Genomic DNA, 19,911 nt, shown 5'->3' with positions numbered 1-19,911 from the left:
TGCGGGGGACGGGCCGCGAGCCAGGCCGTGCAAGTACGGCGTCGAATCGGCCACGGGCGGCCACGACCGGTCCTACGCTTGGACCGGGCAGGTGACCGCGACGGCGGTCCGTCGGGGGGAGTGCCTGGTGAGGAGACTTGCGGCGATCGCCGCGATGGCCGTGCTGCTCGCCGGCTGTGGTGGCGACGTGCAGCCGTCGGCCGGTGCCGGCAAGGCGGTGGAGACGGCGACCCGGGCGACTGCTGCGGCCGAGCGCGACGTGTGCGCCGTGCCCGTCGCGATCGTCGTAGACGCCGTGCAGGGCTACGTCGGCTCCTTCGGCACCGAACAGCTCGCCGAGGGGCAGACGGCGACGTCGCCGGTCGGATCCGCCGACAAGCCCGGGTCCGAGAAGGCGGCCTCGAGCGACGAGCCCCCCGCCGACGTCCTCTCCGACGCCGTCGCCGAGGCGCAGCGGGTCGCCGCGAAGGTCCGGTGCGCCGACGCCGACCTCGCCGCCGGCATCGCGGAGGGCCTCGAGACCGTGAGCGCCGACGGCGCGGTCGCGACCGCCGTCCGGGACCGGACGATCGCCACGATGACGGGCGCCGCGGCACCCGACCTCCCGCTCACGCCCGACGACGACCTCTCCCTCGCGGTCGCCGCCACCGAGTCCGGCGGCGTGATCGAGCTCGGCGCCGGCACGTGGGACCTCACGGAGCCGGTCGTGCTCCTCGGCGGGGTCACCCTCCGCGGCGCGGGCCCGGAGCGTACGGTCCTGAGATCGTCGGCACCGGAGGCGACGATCCTCGTCGCGACGGCCGACCGCGTGGAGCTGCGGTCGCTCGCGCTCGAGCGCGACCGCGCGGCCGTCGGGTCCGTGGTGGTCGGCGGCCCCTCGGCGTCGCTCGTGGTGGAGGACGCGGTGCTCAGCGGCGCGGTCGGCGACGAGAGCAGCGGCGGGGCGGGCATCCACATGTCCGCCCAGGGCGAGCAGGGTTCCGGCCGCGGCACCACCCTCGAGATCACCGACTCGGTCCTCCGGGACAACGGTTGGGCGGGGATCGCGGTGACGGGTGGGCACCGCGCCTCGGTCCTCGGCGCGACGTTCGAGGCGAACGGCCAGTGCGGCATCTGCTTCCTCGGCGCGGCCACCGGCTCCGTCGAGGACAGCACCTTCGACGGCAACACGGTCGGGTTCTACGCCGGCGACACGGCGTCCCCCGTCCTGACCGGCTCGACGATCACCGGGGGCGAGGCGGGCATCCAGGTCGGCGGCACCGCCGTCGCGGCGCTCGAGTCCACCACGATCCGTGGCAGCGGCCGTGCTGCGGTCATCTACACCGGGCAGGGCGGCGGCAGTGTCACAGGCCTGGTGTGCGAGCAGGTCGAGCACGGCATCGCCGTCGGTCCGGAGAGCACCCCGATACCGGGCGAGAACGCGTGCACCATCGCCTTCGCCGACTGATTCCGTGCGCGGACATCTGTGACCGGATGCCAAACTGTGCCCATGGACGACGTCAGGATCGACCTCATCACCGCCGACGGGGCCGGTGAGCTGCTCACCGTGCGGCGGGCGGCCTTCGTGACGGAGGCGCAGCTGTACGGCGACCCGAACCTGCCGGCGCTGACGCAGACGCTCACCGAGCTGGTGGCCGACATCGAGCGGGCCGACGTCGTCACGCTCGGCGCATGGCTCGGGCACCGTCTCGTGGGCTCGATACGCGTCGAGCTGGAGGCGGAGAAGGCCACGCTGGGGCGGCTCGCGGTCGTGCCGGACCTGCAGGGCCGGGGCATCGGCACCAAGCTGCTCATGGCCGTGCTGACGTACCTGCCCGAGCAGACCAAGGAGGTCTGGGTCTTCACCGGGCAGGACTCCAAGCACAACCTCGCGATGTACAACAAGGCGGGTTACGAGCACCAGTTCGACCAGCACACCGGTGACCTGACCTACGCGTACCTGCGTCGCATCCTGGGCGAGGACGACCCCGACGCCGACGAGGTGCTCGGCTCGATGGACGACGCGACCGCCTGACATCTCGCGGGACGGGGTGCCGGGGTGGACGAGCTCCGCCGTCGGGTGTGTACATTGGACGTGTCGTGACTGGCGCCGGGTGGATCACCACCGGGGAGCGACACGAGCAGCACCCCTGAGGTCGTACGCCTGGGCCGAGGGTCACCAGTGGAATACCACGCGCACGTGTGACCTTCGGAGGGAAGTATGAGCCAAACCACGACAAGGACTCCCGTGGCAGACCAGTCGCTCGCCGAGCTGGACCCCGAGATCGCGGCCGTCCTCGGCGGCGAGCTGGACCGCCAGCGCGGCACCCTCGAGATGATCGCCAGCGAGAACTTCGTGCCGCGCGCGGTTCTCGAGGCCCAGGGCTCCGTCCTGACCAACAAGTACGCCGAGGGCTATCCAGGCCGGCGCTACTACGGCGGCTGCGAGCAGGTCGACATCGCCGAGAACCTCGCCATCTCCCGCGCCTCCGCCCTCTTCGGCGCCGAGTACGCCAACGTCCAGCCGCACTCCGGAGCACAGGCCAACGCCGCCGTGCTGCACGCGCTCGCCGAGCCCGGTGACCCCGTCCTCGGCATGTCGCTCGCGCACGGCGGGCACCTCACCCACGGGATGAAGCTCAACTTCTCCGGCAAGCTGTACGACGTCTCCGCCTACGGCGTGGATCCCGACACCCACCGCGTCGACATGGACCTCGTCCGCCAGGCGGCGCTCGAGACCCGCCCGAAGGTCATCATCGCCGGGTGGTCCGCCTACCCGCGCCAGCTCGACTTCGGGGCGTTCCGGGAGGTCGCCGACGAGGTCGGCGCCTACCTGTGGACCGACATGGCGCACTTCGCCGGGCTGGTCGCGGCGGGCCTCCACCCGAACCCGGTGGCCGTCTCCGACGTCGTGTCCTCCACCGTCCACAAGACCCTCGGGGGGCCTCGCTCCGGTGTGCTCCTGGCCCAGGACAAGGAACGGTGGGCCAAGCGGCTCGACTCCGCCGTCTTCCCCGGGCAGCAGGGCGGACCGCTCATGCACGCGGTGGCCGCCAAGGCCGTGGCCTTCAAGCTGGCCGCCGGCGAGGAGTTCGCCGAGCGGCAGGAGCGCACGCTCGAGGGCGCCCGGATCCTCGCCGAGCGGCTGACCGCGCCCGACGTGCGCGGCGCGGGCGTCTCGGTCCTCACCGGTGGCACCGACGTCCACCTGGTCCTCGTCGACCTGCGGGACTCCGCGCTCGACGGCCGCCAGGCCGAGGACCTCCTCCACGACGCCGGCATCACCGTCAACCGCAACGCCGTGCCGAACGACCCGCGGCCGCCGCGAGTGACCTCCGGCCTGCGCATCGGCACACCCGCGCTGGCCACCCGCGGCTTCGGCGCGGCAGAGTTCTCGGAGGTGGCTGACATCATCGCCACCACCCTTCGCGACGGCTCGGCCACGGACGTCCTCGGCATGCGTGCCCGGGTCCGGGCCCTGACCGACAACTTCCCCCTCTACCCAGGACTGGACCAGTGACGGCACAGACTCTCGACGGCAAGGCGACAGCGGCAACGATCAAGGCGGAACTCACCGAGCGGGTCACCGCGCTCCGGGAGAGGGGCATCACGCCCGGCCTGGGCACCGTGCTCGTCGGTGACGACCCGGGCTCGAAGGCCTACGTGGGCGGCAAGCACCGCGACTGCGCCGAGGTCGGCATCTCCTCCATCCGCGAGGACCTGCCGGCGGACGCCAGCCAGGCCGACGTCGAGGCCGCCGTCGCGCGCCTGAACGCGGACCCGGCGTGCACCGGATACATCGTGCAGCTGCCCCTGCCGAAGGGCGTCGACGCCAACCGCGTGCTCGAGCTCATCGACCCGGGCAAGGACGCCGACGGTCTTCACCCGACCAACCTCGGTCGCCTCGTCCTGCGGGTCGCGGAGGAGATCACCTCCCCGCTGCCGTGCACGCCACGCGCCGTGCTCGAGCTGCTCGACCGGTACGGCATCGACCTGGCAGGCAAGGACGTGTGCGTCGTCGGGCGGGGCACCACGGTGGGCCGCTCCATCGGGCTGCTCCTCACCCGCAAGACCATCAACGCGACGGTGACGTTGACCCACACCGGCACCCGCGACCTGGCCTCGCACGTGCGCAACGCCGACGTGATCGTCGCCGCGGCGGGCAGCCCGGGAATCGTCACGCCCGACATGGTCAAGGCCGGCGCCGTCGTCCTCGACGTGGGCGTCTCGCGCGTCGAGGACCCCGAGACCGGCAAGGCCAGGCTGCGCGGGGACGTGGCCGACGGCGCTGCGGAGGTCGCGTCGTGGCTGTCGCCGAACCCCGGCGGCGTCGGGCCGATGACCCGCGCGATGCTGCTGGCCAACGTCGTCGACTCTGCGGAGCGCCAGGCCGGCTGACCCGCGACGGTCGGGCGGCGTGACAATCGGCACTCATGCCCGGAAATCGTCGGACCGGGGGCCGACGCGCCTGCCGTATCGGTCACGATTGAGGCATGCGAATCGCCTCCGTCAACGTCAACGGCATCCGCGCTGCCTACAAGCGCGGGATGGGTAGCTGGCTCGACGATCGCCGACCCGAGGTCCTGCTCCTGCAGGAGGTTCGCGCGACCGACGAGATCCTCGAGAACCACCTCGGCCACGAGTGGACGACGGCGCACCACGCCAGCGATTTCAAGGGGCGTGCCGGGGTCGCGGTGGCCAGTCGCCTGCCCGCCCGGGCGGTCCGGGTGGGCCTCGGCAACGGGGTCCCGGAGGCCGCCGTGGACACGGGCCGCTGGGTCGAGATGGACCTGGACGCTCCCGGCTCGGACCGTCCGCTGACGGCGGTCTCGGTCTACCTGCACTCCGGCACGGCGGGCACCGAGAAGATGGACCTGAAGTACGCGCACCTCGAGAAGGTCACCGCGCGGCTCTCGGAGCTCGCGCGGCAGGCGGCGGCGGGGGAGCGGGACGTCATCGTCGGCGGCGACGTCAACGTCGCCCACCGCGAGCCCGACATCAAGAACTGGAAGGGCAACTACAACAAGAACTCCGGTGCGCTCGACGGCGAGATCGCCTACCTCGACCGGTGGTTCGACGACCTCGGCTGGGTCGACGTCGGCCGGCGCCTCGGTGGTGACGGGCCGGGTCCGTTCACGTGGTGGTCCTGGCGCGGCAAGGCCTTCGACAACGACGCCGGCTGGCGTATCGACTACCAGCTGGCGACGCCGGAGCTGGCCGCGCGCGCGACATCCGCAGTGGTGGACCGTGCCCCGGCGTACGACCAGCGGTTCTCCGACCACGCGCCCGTGGTGGTCGACTACCAGATCTGAGCCCCGCGGCGGATGCGGACGCGAATTCGCCGGGCGCGGCGGCGAGCGACCGGGCGCCCGGCGGGTCTCAGGCGCGTCTCGCCTGCACGATGGTGACGGGACCGGAGCGGTGGTCGAGGTGCTCGGTCTCGCGGGCGTCGCGCAGCCCGGCCGCGTCCAGCAGCTCCGCCAGGGAGCCGTCGACGTTCCGCGAGACGTGCGGGCTCCCGGTCCGGCGGCGGCGCAGGCCGTGCCGGTGCGCGTGGCCGTGGCCGTGACCTGCGCCGTCGCCGGGGCCACCGAAGTCGAGGATCGTGACCATTCCACCAGGCCGCAGCACCCGGGCGACGTCTCGGGCGAAACCCGTCCGGCCGTCGTCGTCCACGTGGTGCATGGCCAGCGACGAGATCACGTGGTCGAACGAGGCCTGCGCCCCGGGCAGCCGGTCCGCGTACCCCTGCACGAGGGTCAGCGGGACGCCGCGCCGCACGGCCTTGCGTGCGGCCCGGCGCAAGGCGCGGCCGTCGGGGTCGAGGCCGGTCACTCTGGCGCCCGGCACCGCATCGAGCACGGCGAGCGCCAGATTGCCCGTGCCGCAGCCGACGTCGAGGACGACCTGGCCGGCGGTGATACCCGCCCGGGTGACGGCCCGCCGGTGGAGCGCCCGGATGCCGGCGAACCGGCTGAACGCGTCGTAGAACGGGAGCAGCCATTCCTTGCCCGTGCCGGGCAGGAATGTTCGCTCACGCTCCTGTGGGCTGCGCTGGTCAAGAATCCGAACGTTCGCCGTGCTGGTCATCTTCATCGTCTCTGTCTGCTACCCATCGCTCGTGCCTGTGCCGTGCCGGAACGTGGTAGACCGGCTGTCTTGCTGCACAGCCTCGCTCGCCGAGCCTCGCCGGGACAGGACGGATGTCGGACATGACCGGACGATCTTCGGGCGGTACGTCCGCCGGACCGGTCGGTCGCCTGCGCACGGTGCGCTCGGACGGCACCCCGGTCTTCCGCTACGACGCACGTCCCGGCGTGGCACCGGTGTCTGTGGTCCACGTCGATCACGACACGTCCGACCTGCCGTCCGACCACCGCCACGCGCACGACTTCCTCGTCCTCGTCTACGTCGAGGAGGGAAGCGGCACGGTCTCGATCGGCGGCGAGGAGTGGGAGCTGCGGGACGGGACCGTCATCGCCGTCCCGCCCGGTCAGGTGATGGGCGTGAGCGCCATCTCGCGCATCACGCACAGCCACGGCTGGTCGGTCTTCTTCACCCCGGACGCCGTCCCGTCGCTCGCCTCCGTGTCGCCGCTCGCCTGGTCGCTGCACCCGCTCCTGTCGATCTTCGTGGCCGACGGCGGTCGTGCGCTCGTCCCCGAGGCCGACCGGCAGCGCTGGTCGTCCTGGTTCGCCGAGCTCGCCGAGGAGGTGAGCGACCCGAGCCGGCTCGGTGCGCGCGACGCCGTCGCCGCGCTCCTGACCCGGATCCTGGTCGCCGCCTCCCGGTTGGCGCCGCCGGCCGGGTCCGTCCCCGACCAGCTGGTGACCCGGGTCTTCGACGAGATCGAGGCGGTGTTCACGGAGCCGGTGTCGGCCGGCGACGTCGCGGCGTCCCTCGGGTACACGACCGGCCACCTGACCACCGTGGTCCGGGAACGCACGGGCCGCACCCTGCTCGACTGGATCACCGAGCGCCGCATGGTGGAGGCGCGCCGCCTGCTCGCGGAGACCGACCTGACCCTCGCGGCGATCGCGTCCCGGACCGGCCTGCGGGACGCCGCCTACCTGGGTCGGCGGTTCCGGGAGTGGCACGGTGTGACGCCGGAGCGCTGGCGACGGTCCACGCGGTCCGGGCAGGTTGTGCCTCGAAGCGGCGGATGAGCTCGACCAGTCCCTGTCGTGCACCGCGATGCCGCAGTAATCTCGACGGCGTGGAGCAGCTGCCTCAGGACTGGGAGCGTGCGCTCGTCATCGCGGCGCACCCCGACGACATCGAGTACGGGATCGCGGCCGCGGTCGCGACATGGACGGATCAGGGCAAGGACGTCCGCTACGTGCTGGCGACCAGCGGTGAGGCCGGGATCGCGGGCCTGCCGCCGACCGAGTCCGCCCCGCTGCGCGAGGACGAGGAAAGAGCGTCGGCGTCGATCGTCGGCGTGAGCGAGGTGGAGTTCCTCGGGCACCCCGACGGCCGCCTCATCGAGGGACCCGAGCTGCGTCGCGACCTCGCGGCCGCCATCCGTCGCCACCGGCCCGAGCTGGTGGTCACCGGGCACTACGGCGAGACGTGGGGTCCGGGCATGTTGAACAGCGCGGACCACCGCGCCCTGGGCCGGGCGACCCTCGACGCGGTCGCCGACGCGGGGAACGAATGGATCTTCCCTGAGCTGGTCCACCTCGACCTCTGGAACGCCCGGTGGGCCGCGGTGGCGACCCCGACACCGACGCATGCCGTCGACGTCACGGCAGCCGTCGACCGAGCGGTCGCCTCGCTGACCGCTCACCAGCGCTACCTCGAGGTGCTGGACCCGGCGACCCCGGTGGAGGAGCAGGCGGCCCGCCAGATCGGCAGGGTGACGGAGCCGAAGCCGGGCTTCGACGCCGAGCGAGCAGTCGGGTTCGAGCTCTTCACCTTCCGCGGCTGAGCACACACCGATGACCACTCGGCCGGGGAGTGACGTCTCGGCGCATGACAGCTCGGCGGCGGGGTCGTGGCATCTCGGCGAGGGAGCGACGTCTCGCGAGAGGCTGGCTGCGCCTCAGGCGGTGCGGCCGGCGGGAGCCGCCGCGACGGCCCGCAGGAAGGCCGGCGCCCTGAGGTCCGCGTCGGCGAAGGCCTTGGCGACGGCGGCCGTCACCTCGTCCAGGTGACGCGTGTCCACGAGCGCGATCGCCGAGCCGCCGAAGCCGCCGCCGGTCATCCGGGCGGCGTGCGCCCAGGAACCCCGGGCGGCATCCACGGCCAGGTCCAGCTCGCGGCAGGAGACCTCGTAGTCGTCGCGCAGGGAGTTGTGCGACGCGTCCAGGGCCCATGCGATGTTCTCCAGCGTCGCCCCGTGGAGCGGGGCCCTCGACGAGTCCCGGAGCCGGGCGACGACGTACTCGACACGATCGATCTCCGTGACGACGTGGCGCACGCGCTTGCGCTGCTCGTCGTCGGCCAGCCGCGGCAGCACGTGGTCGAGCGTGTCCTGGCTGTGCACGTGTGCCTCGGCCACCGTGCGCAGGTCCGGCACACCGAGCACCTTCGCGGCCGCCTCGCAGGTCGCGCGCCGCTGCCCGTACTCGCCGCCGGCGTGCGAGTGCTCGGCACGGGTGTCCACCACCAGCAGCTCCAGCGCGGCCTCGGCCAGGTCGAGCGGCACGTGCTCGACCGACCCGTCCCGGCAGTCCAGCAGCAGGGCGTCGCCCTCCCGAGCGCGAAGAGCTGCCGCCTGGTCCATCCCGCCGGTCGGTGCGCCGGCGATCTCGTTCTCCGCGCGCACGCACGCCGTCACCAGGTCGGCTCGTCCGGCGTCGGACGGGTCGTCCGCCGGCCCGGCGAGCCCCAGCCCGGCCAGCTCGTCCCAGGCCACCGCCACCGAGCAGCTCAGCGCCGCGGAGGAGCTCAGGCCGGAGCCGGTCGGCACGCAGGAGACGACGGCGACATCCAGCCCCGGCAGGCCGGACGCGAGCCCTTCCTGCTCCAGCGCCCAGGCGACGCCGGCGACGTAGGACGGCCAGCCCGTCACCTCGCCCGCGGTACCCACGGGCCCGACGGCGTCCAGGTCGACCTCGGCCACGCCATCGGCCGCCGAGCTGACCAGCCGCAGGCGCCGGTCGGAGCGGCGGGCGACGGCCACGTAGGTGCGGTGCGGGAGCGCGATCGGCAGTGCCAGGCCGCCGTTGTAGTCGGTGTGCTCCCCGACGATGTTGACCCGGCCCGGCGCGGACCAGACGCCCTCGGCCTCGCCGCCGAACGTCGTCGCGAACAGCTCGCGGGCACGCTCGGCCCCCTCGACCGCATCCCACGCCGGAAGCATCGCGGTCTCGGCACTCTCGCTCATCGGGCGGACTCCTCAGCAGGTTCGACAACATCGTCGGCCATGACCTCGCGCCACCGCTCGGCGATCTTCTCGGGCGTGGTGCCCGGCATGCTTCTCGGGCGTGGTGCCCGGCATGGGTTCGATGATGGCAGAAGGCCGCCGCCGTTTCCGCCCGGGGTGCGTCGGCCACGGCATTGCTGCCACGATGTGGGTCCGTGCAGCGGCACGGTCCGACCCGCCGGCCCGGCCTCCTCGGTCGCTCCGACCGCTCGAGTCGCAGGGGGAGGTAGACCGTGCACCTGCCGGAACGCCGGCCAGGCCAGGTCCGTATCGGCGTGGCGCTGCAGATTCCGCCGCCCTACTCCAGCGTGCTCCAGTCCGTTCGCTCGCGGGTCGGCGACCCCATGGCGCACGCCGTCCCGCCGCATGTGACGCTGCTCGGACCGACCGTCGTCGACAAGCACGGGATGCCCGAGGTGACCGACCACCTGGCCGCGGTGGCCGCGGATGCCGTGCCCTTCGTCGTGCGGCTCAGCGGCGCCGGGACCTTCCGTCCGGTCAGCCCGGTGGTCTTCGTGAACGTCGTGCGCGGGGCGGCGGAGTGCGCAGCGCTGCAGGTGGCGGTGCGTCAGGGTCTGCTCGCCCAGGAGCTGCGCTTCCCGTACCACCCGCACGTCACCGTCGCGCACGACCTGGACGACCACGTGCTCGACCGGGCCGCTTCCCTGGTCTCCGACTTCGAGGCCACCTATGCCCAGGGCAGCATGCGCCTGTACGAGCACGGGGACGACGGCGTCTGGCGCACCGTGGCAAGGTTCGTCCTCGCTGCACACGGTGCCGATGCGGGGACCGCGCCGTCGGCGGTCCCGTCATAGACCCGTAGCGCCGCGCCACTAGTCTCAGCACCATGCCGCCCGCCGACGAGAAGGAGCAGGGGCGGTTCGCTCGGCTGAAGGCCGCGTTCGACCGGCTGCGCCGGACCCGCCCGGGCCGGTCGCTCGACCGCTACACCATCGCCCGAGGCAACCTGCTGGCCGGCGGCATCGCCTACGCGGCGCTGTTCTCGATCTCGGCTGCCCTGACGATCTCCTGGACCGCGTTCATGGCCGTCCTCGGAGGAAACGCGGGACTGCGCTCCACGGTGCTCGAGGCGATCGACGATGCGCTGCCGGGCCTGCTCAAGGAGACCGCCGACGACGAGAACGGGATGATCAGCCCCGACACGCTGGTCCTGGACACCGCGATCACGCCGGCGAGCATCGTCGCCCTCATCGTGCTGGTCTGGACGTCCCTCAGGGTCATGTCGGCGCTCCGCAGCTCCATCCGCGCGATGTTCGGCATCGTCGCCCCGCCGGAGAACATCGGCATCTCCAAGGTCCGTGACCTGCTCGGCTTCGTCGTGCTCGCCGTCGGCATCCTGCTCTCGTCGGTGCTCGGTGCGCTGGCGAGCACGCTCGCGGAGACGGTCCTCGGCCTGGTCGGTCTCGACGGGGCCGTGACGAGCTTGACCGTGCGGATCGCCGGCCTGGGGATGGCGCTCGTCGTCGACTGGGGCGTGTTCATCATGCTGTTCCGGTACACGGCCGGCGTCCGCCCGCCCCGGCGTGACCTCCTGACCGGCACCCTGCTCGGTGCCGTCGCCGTCGGCGGCCTCCGCCTCCTCGGTACCACGCTCCTCGGGACGGTGGACGACCCGCTGCTCGCCCCGTTCGCCGCACTGGTCGCCCTGATGCTCTGGGTCAATGTCGCCGCCCGGATCGTGCTCGTCGTCGCGGCGTTCACCGCCAACCCGCCGGCGCCCGTGCGGCCGGAGAGCGCCGAGGACGTCCACCTCGACGAGAGACCGAACTACGTCACCGAGTCGGTCCCGAGGACCCGCGAGTGGGATCACCAGCCCCTCACCGGAGTGATCGAGCCCGCCAACGCCCGGCCCGAGCCGGAGCCGGAGCCCGTGTCCGAACCGCGCCCAGGCCTCGCCGCGCGCCTGCGACGACGCCGGATCGCCCGGCTCGAGCGTCGGCTCACCAAGGCGCGGAAGGCCGACGCCGTGCTCCCCCGCAGCACCTCCCACGGCGACCGGCGCTGACCCTGCCGGACCGTGTCGGGCGTCGCCATGCCTTCGCGAGGAAGGGTCGCGATCGACGGGACCTGGTCACCTCGCGAACCACGGATGCCGGCACCACCCCCCGCCTAGGCTGTGCCCATGCCGCACGCCGAGCCCCTGCACGCGATCGTCCCCGCCGGCGGCGCCGGTACGCGGTTGTGGCCGCTCTCGCGGCGCGGCGCGCCGAAGTTCCTGCTGGACCTCACCGGCTCCGGCCGGACACTGCTGCAGCAGACGTTCGACCGGCTGGCGCCGGTGGCGTCGGCCGGTGGGATCGCCGTCGTGACGGGTTCCGCCCACGCACCCGCGGTGCTCGAGCAGCTGGGGAACCTCGGCGAGGAGAACCTGTTCGCCGAGCCGAGCCCGCGGGACTCGATGGCCGCGATCGCGCTCGCGGCGGCGGTGGCGCGCCGCCGTCACGGTGACGTCGTCGTCGGCTCCTTCGCGGCCGACCACGTCATCACCGACCAGGACGCGTTCGAGGCGGCGGTGCGGGAGGCGGTGGCGGTGGCCCGGGCGGGATACGTCGTGACGATCGGGATCGAGGCCGACCACCCGTCGACCGCCTTCGGGTACGTCCGCGCCGGCGATCCGGTCGAGGTGGACGGTGCCGTCGCGGACAGCGCACGCCACGTCCTCGGTTTCACCGAGAAGCCCGACGCCGACACGGCTGCGGCCTACCTGGCGACCGGTCAGTACCGGTGGAACGCGGGCATGTTCGTCGTCCGGGCGGACGTCCTCCTCGACCATCTCTGCGCCCAGCGGCCAGAGCTGGCGTCCGGAATCGCCGAGATCGCGGACGCCTGGGACGGCCCGGCCCGCGACGAGGTCCTCGCCCGGGTCTGGCCGACCCTGGAGAAGGTCGCCATCGACCACGCCATCGCCGAGCCGGTGGCTGCCCAGGGCGGCGTCGCCGTCGTCCCGGCCGCGATGGGTTGGGACGACGTCGGAGACTTCGAGAACCTGGCCGGTCTCCTGCAGGAGGACCAGTCCGGAGTCCGCGTCCTCGGCGACGGCGACGTGCTGGCCACGGACGCGGCCGGTGCGTTGGTCGTGCCGGGCACCGGCCGCACGGTGACGCTGCTGGGAGTGCCGGACGTCGTCGTCGTGGACACGCCGGACGCACTGCTGGTCACGACGCGGGAGCATGCGCAGCGGGTCAAGAACGTCGTCGGGTCGCTCGGCCCGTCCCGGGACCACCTGCGCTGACCACGCGCCGTCCGTCATCCGGCACTCCTCGGGGAAACGGTTAAGGTCGGCGGTGTGCGTGCCGTTCCTGCTCCGACCAACTCCATCGCCGCCCGGCGTGTCAACGACATCGTCGCGAACCTCGAGCCACGGCTCATCGAGATCCGCAGGCACATCCACGCCCACCCGGAGCCGGCGTGGAGCGAGCACGACACCACGGCGTACGTGCTGCAGGTCCTTCGTGACGCCGGGCTCGACCCGCGCCCGCTGGGTCTCACCGGCCTGGTGGTCAACATCGGCCCCGACCGGCGTACCAAGGGGCACCGGCGGGTCGGCCTGCGTGCCGACCTGGACGCGCTGCCACTGCACGAGACCTCCGGGCTGCCGTTCGCCTCGGAGCGGGACGGGTACTGCCACGCCTGCGGCCACGACGTCCACACCACGGCGCTTGTCGGCGCCGCCCTCGCCCTGAAGGAGCTCGACGACGCCGGACTGCTACCCATCGGTGTGCGCTGCGTCTTCCAGCCCGCCGAGGAGGTCCAGCCGGGCGGCTCCAGCGCCGCCATCGACCAGGGCGTGCTCGACGGCGTCGACCAGATCTTCGCGCTGCACTGCGACCCGAAGGTCACGGTCGGGCACGTCGGCTCGCGGATCGGGCCGATCACGGCGGCGTCGGACACGCTCACCGTCAAGGTGACCTCCGAGGGCGGTCACACCTCCCGCCCGCACCTGACGGGCGACGTCGTCTACGCCCTCGGTCAGCTCGCGACCACCCTGCCGGCGATCCTCGGGCGCCGCACGGACCCCCGCTCCGGCGCCAACCTCACCTGGGGGGCCGTCAGCGCGGGCCGCGCCGCGAACGCCATCCCGACGTCCGGCACCATCACCGGCACCATCCGGTGCCTCGACGCCCGGGAGTGGCGGCGGCTCGGCAGGATCATGGAGGACGCCATCGAGCACGTCGTCGCGCCGTACGGCGTCGAGACCGACGTGGACTACGTGCGCGGCATCCCCCCGGTGGTCAATGACGAGCGGGCCGTGCGGGTGGTGGACGCCGCGGCCAAGGACGTCATCGGTCCGGACGCCGTCGAGCTCACCGAGCAGTCACTCGGCGGGGAGGACTTCGCCTGGTACCTCACCCGCGTCCCCGGGGCGCTCGTGCGGCTGGGGACACGAACGCCGGGCGGCCCGGCCTTCGACCTGCATCGCGGAGACATCATCTTCGACGAGGCCGCCATCGGCATCGGTGCGCGCCTGCTCGCCCGCACCGCCCTGCTCGCCGCGGACGGCGAGACGGACAGCCTCGCGTCGGCGTCGGCGTCGCCGGGCTGAGGCCCGGGCTCGACCCGACCACCGGCCGCTCACGCGGTGCGCTGCGGAAACAGTTCGGTAACGCTTTGACCCGCTCCTCCTCACCGGAGGGTTCCCGCGGCCGCTCCGACGGCATACTGTCGCAACGTCATGCCGACTCCCGTCGGGTGAGAACCACCTCGGCTTCGGCCCCAACCTCCAGGAGACACATTCGTGAAGAAGAGCATCTTTGCGACGGCGCTGGCGACCTCAGCGGCCCTCGCGCTCACGGCCTGCGGCGCCGCACCCGAGGAAGAGCAGACCGGTGGAGGCGGGGAGACCACCGCCGGCGGCGCCTCCGACTTCACCGCGTGCCTCGTCTCCGACGCGGGCGGCTGGGACGACCGGTCCTTCAACCAGTCGGCGTACGAAGGCCTCCAGGCCGCCGTCGAGGAGCTCGGGATCGAGCAGGCGACCGCCGAGTCGCAGTCCGAGTCCGAGTACGGTCCGAACGTCGACTCCATGGTCCAGCAGGGCTGCAACCTCACGATCGGGGTCGGGTTCCCGCTCGAGAACGCCATCCAGTCGGCCGCCGAGGACAACCCCGACCTGAAGTTCGGTCTCGTCGACCAGACCTTCAGCGAGGGCCAGGAGCCGATCGAGCTGGAGAATGCCAAGCCGATCCTCTTCAACACGGCCGAGGCCGCCTTCCTCGCCGGCTACGTCGCCGCCGGCACCACCGAGACCGGCACGGTGGCCACCTTCGGCGGTCTGCAGATCCCGTCGGTGTCCATCTTCATGGACGGCTTCGCCGACGGCGTCGCCCACTTCAACGAGGAGAACGACGCCGACGTCCAGCTCCTCGGTTGGGACAAGGAGGCGCAGGAGGGCGCCTTCACCGGTGACTTCGAGAACCGGGCGAACGGCCAGCAGCAGGCGCAGCAGTTCATCGCCCAGGGCGCCGACATCATCATGCCGGTCGCCGGCCCGGTCGGCCTCGGCGCCGCCGCGGCCGCCGCGGAGGCCGGTGACGTGATGATCATCGGCGTCGACTCCGACTGGCACGAGTCGACCGAGTACGGCGACATCGTCCTGACCTCGGTGATGAAGGAGATCGACCAGGCCGTGCAGGACACCATCTCGCAGGCGGTCGAGGGCAGCTTCAGCGCCGAGCCGTACGTCGGCACGCTCGAGAACGAGGGCGTGGGCCTGGCTCCGTTCCACGAGTTCGAGGACGCGGTGCCGCAGGAGGTCAAGGACACCGTCGCCGACCTGCGTGAGCAGATCATCTCCGGCGACCTCGAGGTTCAGACGCCGAACGCTCCGTGACCCTCTCCTGACGACGCGGCGGCCCGGCCACCGGCCGGGCCGCGCGCGTGCGCAGGTACCGTGAGGGCCCGGACGCGGGCACGCTGACGAGGAGCGCATCGACGTGAAGCTGGAACTGCGGGGGATCACGAAAGTCTTCGGGTCCCTGGTCGCGAACGACCACATCGACCTCGTCGTCGAGCCCGGCGAGATCCATGCCCTGCTCGGCGAGAACGGCGCCGGCAAGAGCACCCTGATGAACGTACTCTTCGGGCTCTACGAGCCCGACGACGGCGAGATCCTCCTCGACGACGAGCCCGTGACCATCTCGGGACCGGGCGACGCCGTGACCGCGGGCATCGGCATGGTCCACCAGCACTTCATGCTCGTCCCGGTCTTCACGGTCGCCGAGTCCCTCGCCCTCGGTTACGAGCCCACCCGGGGCGCGGGGTTCCTCGACCTCGACGCGGCGCGCCGGCGCGTGCGCGAGATCTCCGACCGGTTCGGCTTCGACATCGACCCGGACGCGGTGGTCGAGGATCTGCCCGTCGGGGCGCAGCAGCGGGTCGAGATCATCAAGGCGCTCTCGCGGGACGCGCAGGTGCTCATCCTCGACGAGCCGACGGCGGTGCTGACCCCGCAGGAGACCGACGAGCTCATCGGGATCATGCGTGAGCTCAAGGCGGCCGGCACGTCGATCGTCTTCATCACCCACAAGCTCCGCGAGGTCCGAGCCATCGCGGACCGCGTCACCGTCATCCGCCGCGGCAAGGTCGTGGGGGAGGCCGGGCCGGGGACTTCCGAGAGCGAGCTCGCCTCCATGATGGTCGGCCGGTCCGTCGAGCTCTCCGTCGACAAGGCCTCGACCGGCCGCGGCGAGGAGGCCTTCGTCCTCTCCGACCTGACCGTGCTCGACCCGGCCGGCAACGTCGTCGTCGACCACGTGGACCTGGGCGTGCGCAGCGGCGAGGTCATGGCCGTCGCCGGTGTGCAGGGCAACGGGCAGACTGAGCTGACCGAGACGATCGTCGGGCTCACGGAACCGGTGAGCGGATCCATCACCCTGGACGGTCAGGAGCTCGTCGGCCGCTCCGTCAAACAGCGCCTGCGGGCCGGCCTGGGCTTCGTCCCGGAGGACCGCAGCACGGACGGCATCATCGACTCCTTCTCGGTCGCCGAGAACCTCGTCCTGGACCAGTACGACCAGCCGCCCTTCGCGTCCGGCGTGGCGATGAACCCGACCGCCGTGCTGGAGGGCGCGGAGCAGCGAGTGGCCGAGTTCGACATCCGGCTCACCTCGGTGTCCGACCCGGTCTCCACCCTCTCCGGCGGCAACCAGCAGAAGGTCGTCATGGCGCGGGAGATGTCGCGGCCGCTGCGCGCGTTCGTCGCCTCGCAGCCCACTCGCGGCGTCGACGTCGGCTCCATCGAGTTCCTGCACAGGCGCATCGTCGAGGAGCGCGACAAGGGCACCCCGGTCCTCATCGTCTCCACCGAGCTCGACGAGGTGCACGCCCTGGCCGACCGGGTCGCCGTGATGTACCGCGGTCGGGTGGTCGGCATCGTCGACGGCGACACGAACCGCGACGTGCTCGGCCTGATGATGGCCGGCGTCCCGCTCGAGGACGCGCAGGCCCAGGCCACCGCCCACCACACCACCCTCGGCGAGGCAGACGCGGCCGCAGACCACGAGGACGTCCCGTGAGCGACGAGAACACCCGACCCGCCCAGCATCCGGGCGACCCAGGCGCGGAGGCGGACCAGGCCGCGCAGGCGGACGCCGCGCGCGATCCGGATCGTGAGCCGGGCGGAAGCCGCACCGACGGGCCGGTCGAGGGCCGCTCCGGCCAGCTCGTGCGCGAGCTGCTCTCCGGCTCCTGGATCGTCTCCGTGCTGGCGATCGTGCTGGCGCTGCTCGCCGGCGCCGTCCTCATCGCGCTGGCCGACACCGACGTCCAAGACAGCGCGGTGTACCTGTTCGACCGACCCTCGGACACCTTCGAGGCCGTGTGGAACGCCGTCTACAACGCCTACGAAGCCCTGTTCCGCGGGGCGATCTACGACTTCGAGTCGGACACCACCACGCGAGCGATCCGCCCCATCACCGAGTCGTTGACGTTCGCGACCCCGCTGATCCTCGCGGGTCTCGGCCTGGCTGTCGGTTTCCGCGCCGGACTGCTCAACATCGGTGGTCAGGGTCAGATCATCCTCGGCGCCATCTTCGGCGGGTTCATCGGCTTCACCTACGACCTCCCCGTCGTGCTGCACGTCGTGCTCGCCGTGATCGGGGCGGCGCTCGGCGGAGCGATCTGGGCGGGGATCGCAGGACTCCTGAAGGCCAAGACCGGCGCCAACGAGGTGATCGTCACGATCATGCTCAACAACATCGGTCTCTACCTGATCGCGTACCTCCTCAGCACCGAGGCCTTCCAGGTTCCCGGCTCGCCGAACCCGATCTCGCCGGAGATCAGCACCGCGACCGCCGCCTACCCGCTGCTCCTGGGCGAATCGTTCCGGCTGCACGCCGGTTTCCTCGTCGCGATCGTCGCCACCGCGTGTGTGTGGTGGCTGCTCGACCGGTCCACCATCGGCTTCGAGATACGGGCCGCGGGCGCCAACCCCCACGCCGCGCGCAACGCCGGCATCTCGGTGGAACGCGTCGTGGTGCTGACGATGGTGGTCTCGGGCGCACTCTGCGGTCTGGCCGGGTCGGCGCAGGTCCTCGGCACCGAGTTCGTGCTGACCCGAGGCGTCGCCGCCAGCTACGGCTTCGACGCCATCACGGTGGCTCTGCTGGGCCGCTCCCGGCCGCTGGGGACCTTCGTCGCCGGGCTGCTGTTCGGCGCGTTGCGCGCCGGCGGTGTGCTGATGCAGTCCACCACCGACACGTCGATCGACATCATCCTCGTCGTCCAGTCGATCATCGTGCTGCTCATCGCGGCACCCCCGCTGGTCCGGGCGATCTTCCGGCTGCCCGCTCCGGGCGCGCGCCCGCGCCGCAGCAGGTCCGCTCCGGCCACGAAGGAGGTGACGGCGTGAGTGCCGTGACGACCCCCGAGCCCCGAGCCGAGGAGCGCACGCTGCCGCCCGTCAGGTGGCGGTGGCCGGTGACGTACGCGCTGCTCGCGCTGCTCGCGCTGCTCGCGTTCCCCCGCAGCGGCCAGACGATCTTCCGCATCAGCCGCGCCGGGGACTTCTTCGAGATCCCGGACGCCGTCCTGCCCGCCATGGCGACCAACGTCGTCCTCGTCGTCGTCATGGTCGTCCTGACCGCGGTGGCGACCTGGGCAGCCGTGCGCCGCGCGCCGGTCGGCTGGTGGCTGCCGGCGATCTTCGGCGTGGCGTTCGTCCTGGCGTTCCTGACCTGGGTCGGGGCCGGCCGCACGACGATCATCCCGCTGACCACGTTGCTCGGCGGCGCGCTTGCGCTGTCGGTGCCGCTGGTCTTCGGTGCGCTCGCCGGAGTGGTGTGCGAGCGCTCCGGCGTCATCAACATCGCCATCGAGGGGCAGCTCCTCAGCGGTGCCTTCCTCGCGGCCGCCGTCGGGTCCCTGACCACCAGCGCCTACCTCGGCATGATCGCTGCCCCCGTCGCCGGGGCCCTGGTCGGGGCGCTGCTCGCGTTCTTCGCCGTGCGGTACTGGGTGGACCAGATCATCGTCGGCGTCGTCCTCAACGTCCTCGTCCTCGGCCTGACGAGCTTCCTGTTCTCGACCGTCATGACGGAGAACGCCGAGGCCCTCAACACCCGGCAGTCCATGCCGGAGATCGCCATCCCAGGGCTGGCGTCCATCCCCGTCATCGGTCCCGTGCTGTTCCGACAGACGGTGCTCGTGTACGTCATGTACGTGGCCGTGATCGTGCTGCAGGTCCTCGTCTTTCGCAGCCGGTGGGGCCTGCGCACCCGCGCCGTCGGCGAGCACCCGAAGGCGGCCGACACCGTCGGCATCAACGTGGGCCGTACGCGCGTGGTCAACACGATCGTCGGAGGCGCGATCGCGGGACTGGGCGGCGCCTTCTTCACCGTCGGCTCGGGCCTGGCCTTCGGGACGAACATGTCCGCCGGCCAGGGATACATCGCGCTCGCCGCGATGATCCTCGGCCGCTGGCGACCGAAGGGCGCCGTGGCCGCCGCGCTGCTGTTCGGCTTCTCCAAGAGCCTGGTCAACATGCTCTCCGGCATCGGGGCGGGCATCTCCTCCGACCTGCTGCTCATGCTCCCGTACGCCGTGACCATCCTCGCCGTCGCGGGGTTCGTGGGCCGGGTCCGGCCGCCCGCCGCCGAGAACGTGCCGTACATCAAGTGAGAGGTGAACCGGTGACCGCGGACACTGCGACCTGGGCGCTGCTGCGCGACCTCGCCTGCGAGGCGATGGGCCGCGCCTATGCGCCCTACTCCGGCTACCCCGTGGGTGCCGCGGCACTGGTCGACGACGGCCGCACCGTCACCGGCTGCAACGTGGAGAACGCCGCGTACGGCGTGACCCTGTGCGCCGAGTGCGGCCTCGTCTCCGACCTGGTGCGCACCGGCGGCGGCCGCCTCATCGCGTTCACCTGCGTCGATGCCGCAGGTGAGCTCCTCACCCCGTGCGGGCGCTGCCGCCAGCTGCTGTGGGAGCACGGCGGAGCCGCCCTCGAGGTCAAGCTGACCGGCGGCGTCCGGACGATGTCCGAGCTGCTTCCCGAGGCGTTCGGGCCCGACCACCTGAGGCGAGCATGACTGAGCCCTCCG

At 72.2% G+C, this 19,911-nt stretch carries 18 protein-coding genes and 1 riboswitch; of the genes, 16 read left to right on the top strand and 2 right to left on the bottom strand.

All coding sequences use genetic code 11. The features are described 5' to 3' along the window. Positions 1 to 127: 127 nt before the first annotated feature. The 5 genes from ABD907_RS06725 to ABD907_RS06705 all read left to right on the top strand — a co-directional run bounded on the left by ABD907_RS06725 (position 128) and on the right by ABD907_RS06705 (position 5,291). Complete coding sequence (locus ABD907_RS06725) at positions 128 to 1,447, top strand: right-handed parallel beta-helix repeat-containing protein (protein ID WP_345214977.1); 1,320 nt, start codon at positions 128 to 130, stop codon at positions 1,445 to 1,447. A gap of 42 nt (positions 1,448 to 1,489) precedes the next feature. Next, the gene (locus tag ABD907_RS06720; RefSeq protein ID WP_345214976.1) at positions 1,490 to 2,014 is read left to right on the top strand and encodes a GNAT family N-acetyltransferase; all 525 of its coding nucleotides are present in this window, start codon (positions 1,490 to 1,492) and stop codon (positions 2,012 to 2,014) included. A gap of 55 nt (positions 2,015 to 2,069) precedes the next feature. Continuing rightward, a riboswitch (ZMP/ZTP riboswitch) is annotated at positions 2,070 to 2,156 on the top strand. 44 nt (positions 2,157 to 2,200) lie between these two features. Further along, on the top strand, positions 2,201 to 3,499 hold the full coding sequence (gene glyA / locus ABD907_RS06715) for a serine hydroxymethyltransferase (protein WP_345214975.1): 1,299 nt from the start codon (positions 2,201 to 2,203) through the stop codon (positions 3,497 to 3,499). Continuing rightward, positions 3,496 to 4,377, top strand: a complete 882-nt coding sequence (locus ABD907_RS06710) for a bifunctional methylenetetrahydrofolate dehydrogenase/methenyltetrahydrofolate cyclohydrolase (protein WP_345214974.1) — start codon at positions 3,496 to 3,498, stop codon at positions 4,375 to 4,377. The genes glyA and ABD907_RS06710 overlap by 4 nt, the downstream gene beginning before the upstream one ends. A 95-nt stretch (positions 4,378 to 4,472) precedes the next feature. Further along, positions 4,473 to 5,291: an exodeoxyribonuclease III gene (locus tag ABD907_RS06705; protein WP_345214973.1), complete on the top strand. Its 819-nt coding sequence runs from the start codon at positions 4,473 to 4,475 to the stop codon at positions 5,289 to 5,291. Between the two features lie 67 nt (positions 5,292 to 5,358). Here ABD907_RS06705 and ABD907_RS06700 read toward each other — a convergent pair whose 3' ends face one another. Then, positions 5,359 to 6,075, bottom strand: a complete 717-nt coding sequence (locus ABD907_RS06700) for a class I SAM-dependent methyltransferase (protein WP_345214972.1) — start codon at positions 6,073 to 6,075, stop codon at positions 5,359 to 5,361. Positions 6,076 to 6,191: 116 nt separating this feature from the next. Between ABD907_RS06700 and ABD907_RS06695 the strand changes: the two genes are divergently transcribed. Next, complete coding sequence (locus tag ABD907_RS06695) at positions 6,192 to 7,145, top strand: helix-turn-helix domain-containing protein (protein WP_345214971.1); 954 nt, start codon at positions 6,192 to 6,194, stop codon at positions 7,143 to 7,145. Between the two features lie 50 nt (positions 7,146 to 7,195). Continuing rightward, positions 7,196 to 7,909 carry a PIG-L deacetylase family protein gene (locus tag ABD907_RS06690; protein WP_345214970.1) on the top strand — a complete coding sequence of 238 codons (714 nt, stop codon included), beginning with the start codon at positions 7,196 to 7,198 and terminating at the stop codon, positions 7,907 to 7,909. A gap of 114 nt (positions 7,910 to 8,023) precedes the next feature. On the opposite strand, the gene galK is transcribed toward ABD907_RS06690, so the two are convergent. Beyond that, positions 8,024 to 9,310 (bottom strand): galactokinase, encoded by a 1,287-nt coding sequence (galK, locus tag ABD907_RS06685; protein ID WP_345214969.1) that lies wholly within the window; start codon positions 9,308 to 9,310, stop codon positions 8,024 to 8,026. A gap of 272 nt (positions 9,311 to 9,582) precedes the next feature. Between galK and ABD907_RS06680 the strand changes: the two genes are divergently transcribed. The 9 genes from ABD907_RS06680 (at position 9,583) to ABD907_RS06640 (ending at position 19,899) form a co-directional block, all read left to right on the top strand. Next, positions 9,583 to 10,164, top strand: a complete 582-nt coding sequence (locus ABD907_RS06680; RefSeq protein WP_345214968.1) for a 2'-5' RNA ligase family protein — start codon at positions 9,583 to 9,585, stop codon at positions 10,162 to 10,164. Between the two features lie 32 nt (positions 10,165 to 10,196). After that, positions 10,197 to 11,375: a YihY/virulence factor BrkB family protein gene (locus ABD907_RS06675; protein ID WP_345214967.1), complete on the top strand. Its 1,179-nt coding sequence runs from the start codon at positions 10,197 to 10,199 to the stop codon at positions 11,373 to 11,375. A gap of 117 nt (positions 11,376 to 11,492) precedes the next feature. Continuing rightward, entirely contained in the window at positions 11,493 to 12,602 is a 1,110-nt protein-coding gene (locus tag ABD907_RS06670) for a mannose-1-phosphate guanylyltransferase (protein WP_345214966.1), read from the top strand. A gap of 54 nt (positions 12,603 to 12,656) precedes the next feature. Beyond that, on the top strand, positions 12,657 to 13,913 hold the full coding sequence (locus ABD907_RS06665; RefSeq protein WP_345214965.1) for an amidohydrolase: 1,257 nt from the start codon (positions 12,657 to 12,659) through the stop codon (positions 13,911 to 13,913). 192 nt (positions 13,914 to 14,105) lie between these two features. After that, positions 14,106 to 15,200, top strand: coding sequence for a BMP family lipoprotein (locus ABD907_RS06660; protein WP_345214964.1), 1,095 nt, complete (start codon positions 14,106 to 14,108; stop codon positions 15,198 to 15,200). Positions 15,201 to 15,303: 103 nt separating this feature from the next. Beyond that, entirely contained in the window at positions 15,304 to 16,884 is a 1,581-nt protein-coding gene (locus tag ABD907_RS06655) for an ABC transporter ATP-binding protein (protein WP_345214963.1), read from the top strand. Further along, positions 16,881 to 18,218, top strand: coding sequence for an ABC transporter permease (locus ABD907_RS06650; protein WP_345214962.1), 1,338 nt, complete (start codon positions 16,881 to 16,883; stop codon positions 18,216 to 18,218). The genes ABD907_RS06655 and ABD907_RS06650 overlap by 4 nt, the downstream gene beginning before the upstream one ends. Beyond that, positions 18,215 to 19,486, top strand: coding sequence for an ABC transporter permease (locus ABD907_RS06645; RefSeq protein WP_345214961.1), 1,272 nt, complete (start codon positions 18,215 to 18,217; stop codon positions 19,484 to 19,486). The genes ABD907_RS06650 and ABD907_RS06645 overlap by 4 nt, the downstream gene beginning before the upstream one ends. 11 nt (positions 19,487 to 19,497) lie before the next feature. Beyond that, positions 19,498 to 19,899 carry a cytidine deaminase gene (locus ABD907_RS06640; protein ID WP_425555666.1) on the top strand — a complete coding sequence of 134 codons (402 nt, stop codon included), beginning with the start codon at positions 19,498 to 19,500 and terminating at the stop codon, positions 19,897 to 19,899. Positions 19,900 to 19,911: the final 12 nt, after the last annotated feature.

This window comes from Georgenia halophila (genome assembly GCF_039541595.1).
Note: the sequence above shows the minus strand (reverse complement) of the source record. Positions and strands in the feature narration are given on the sequence as shown.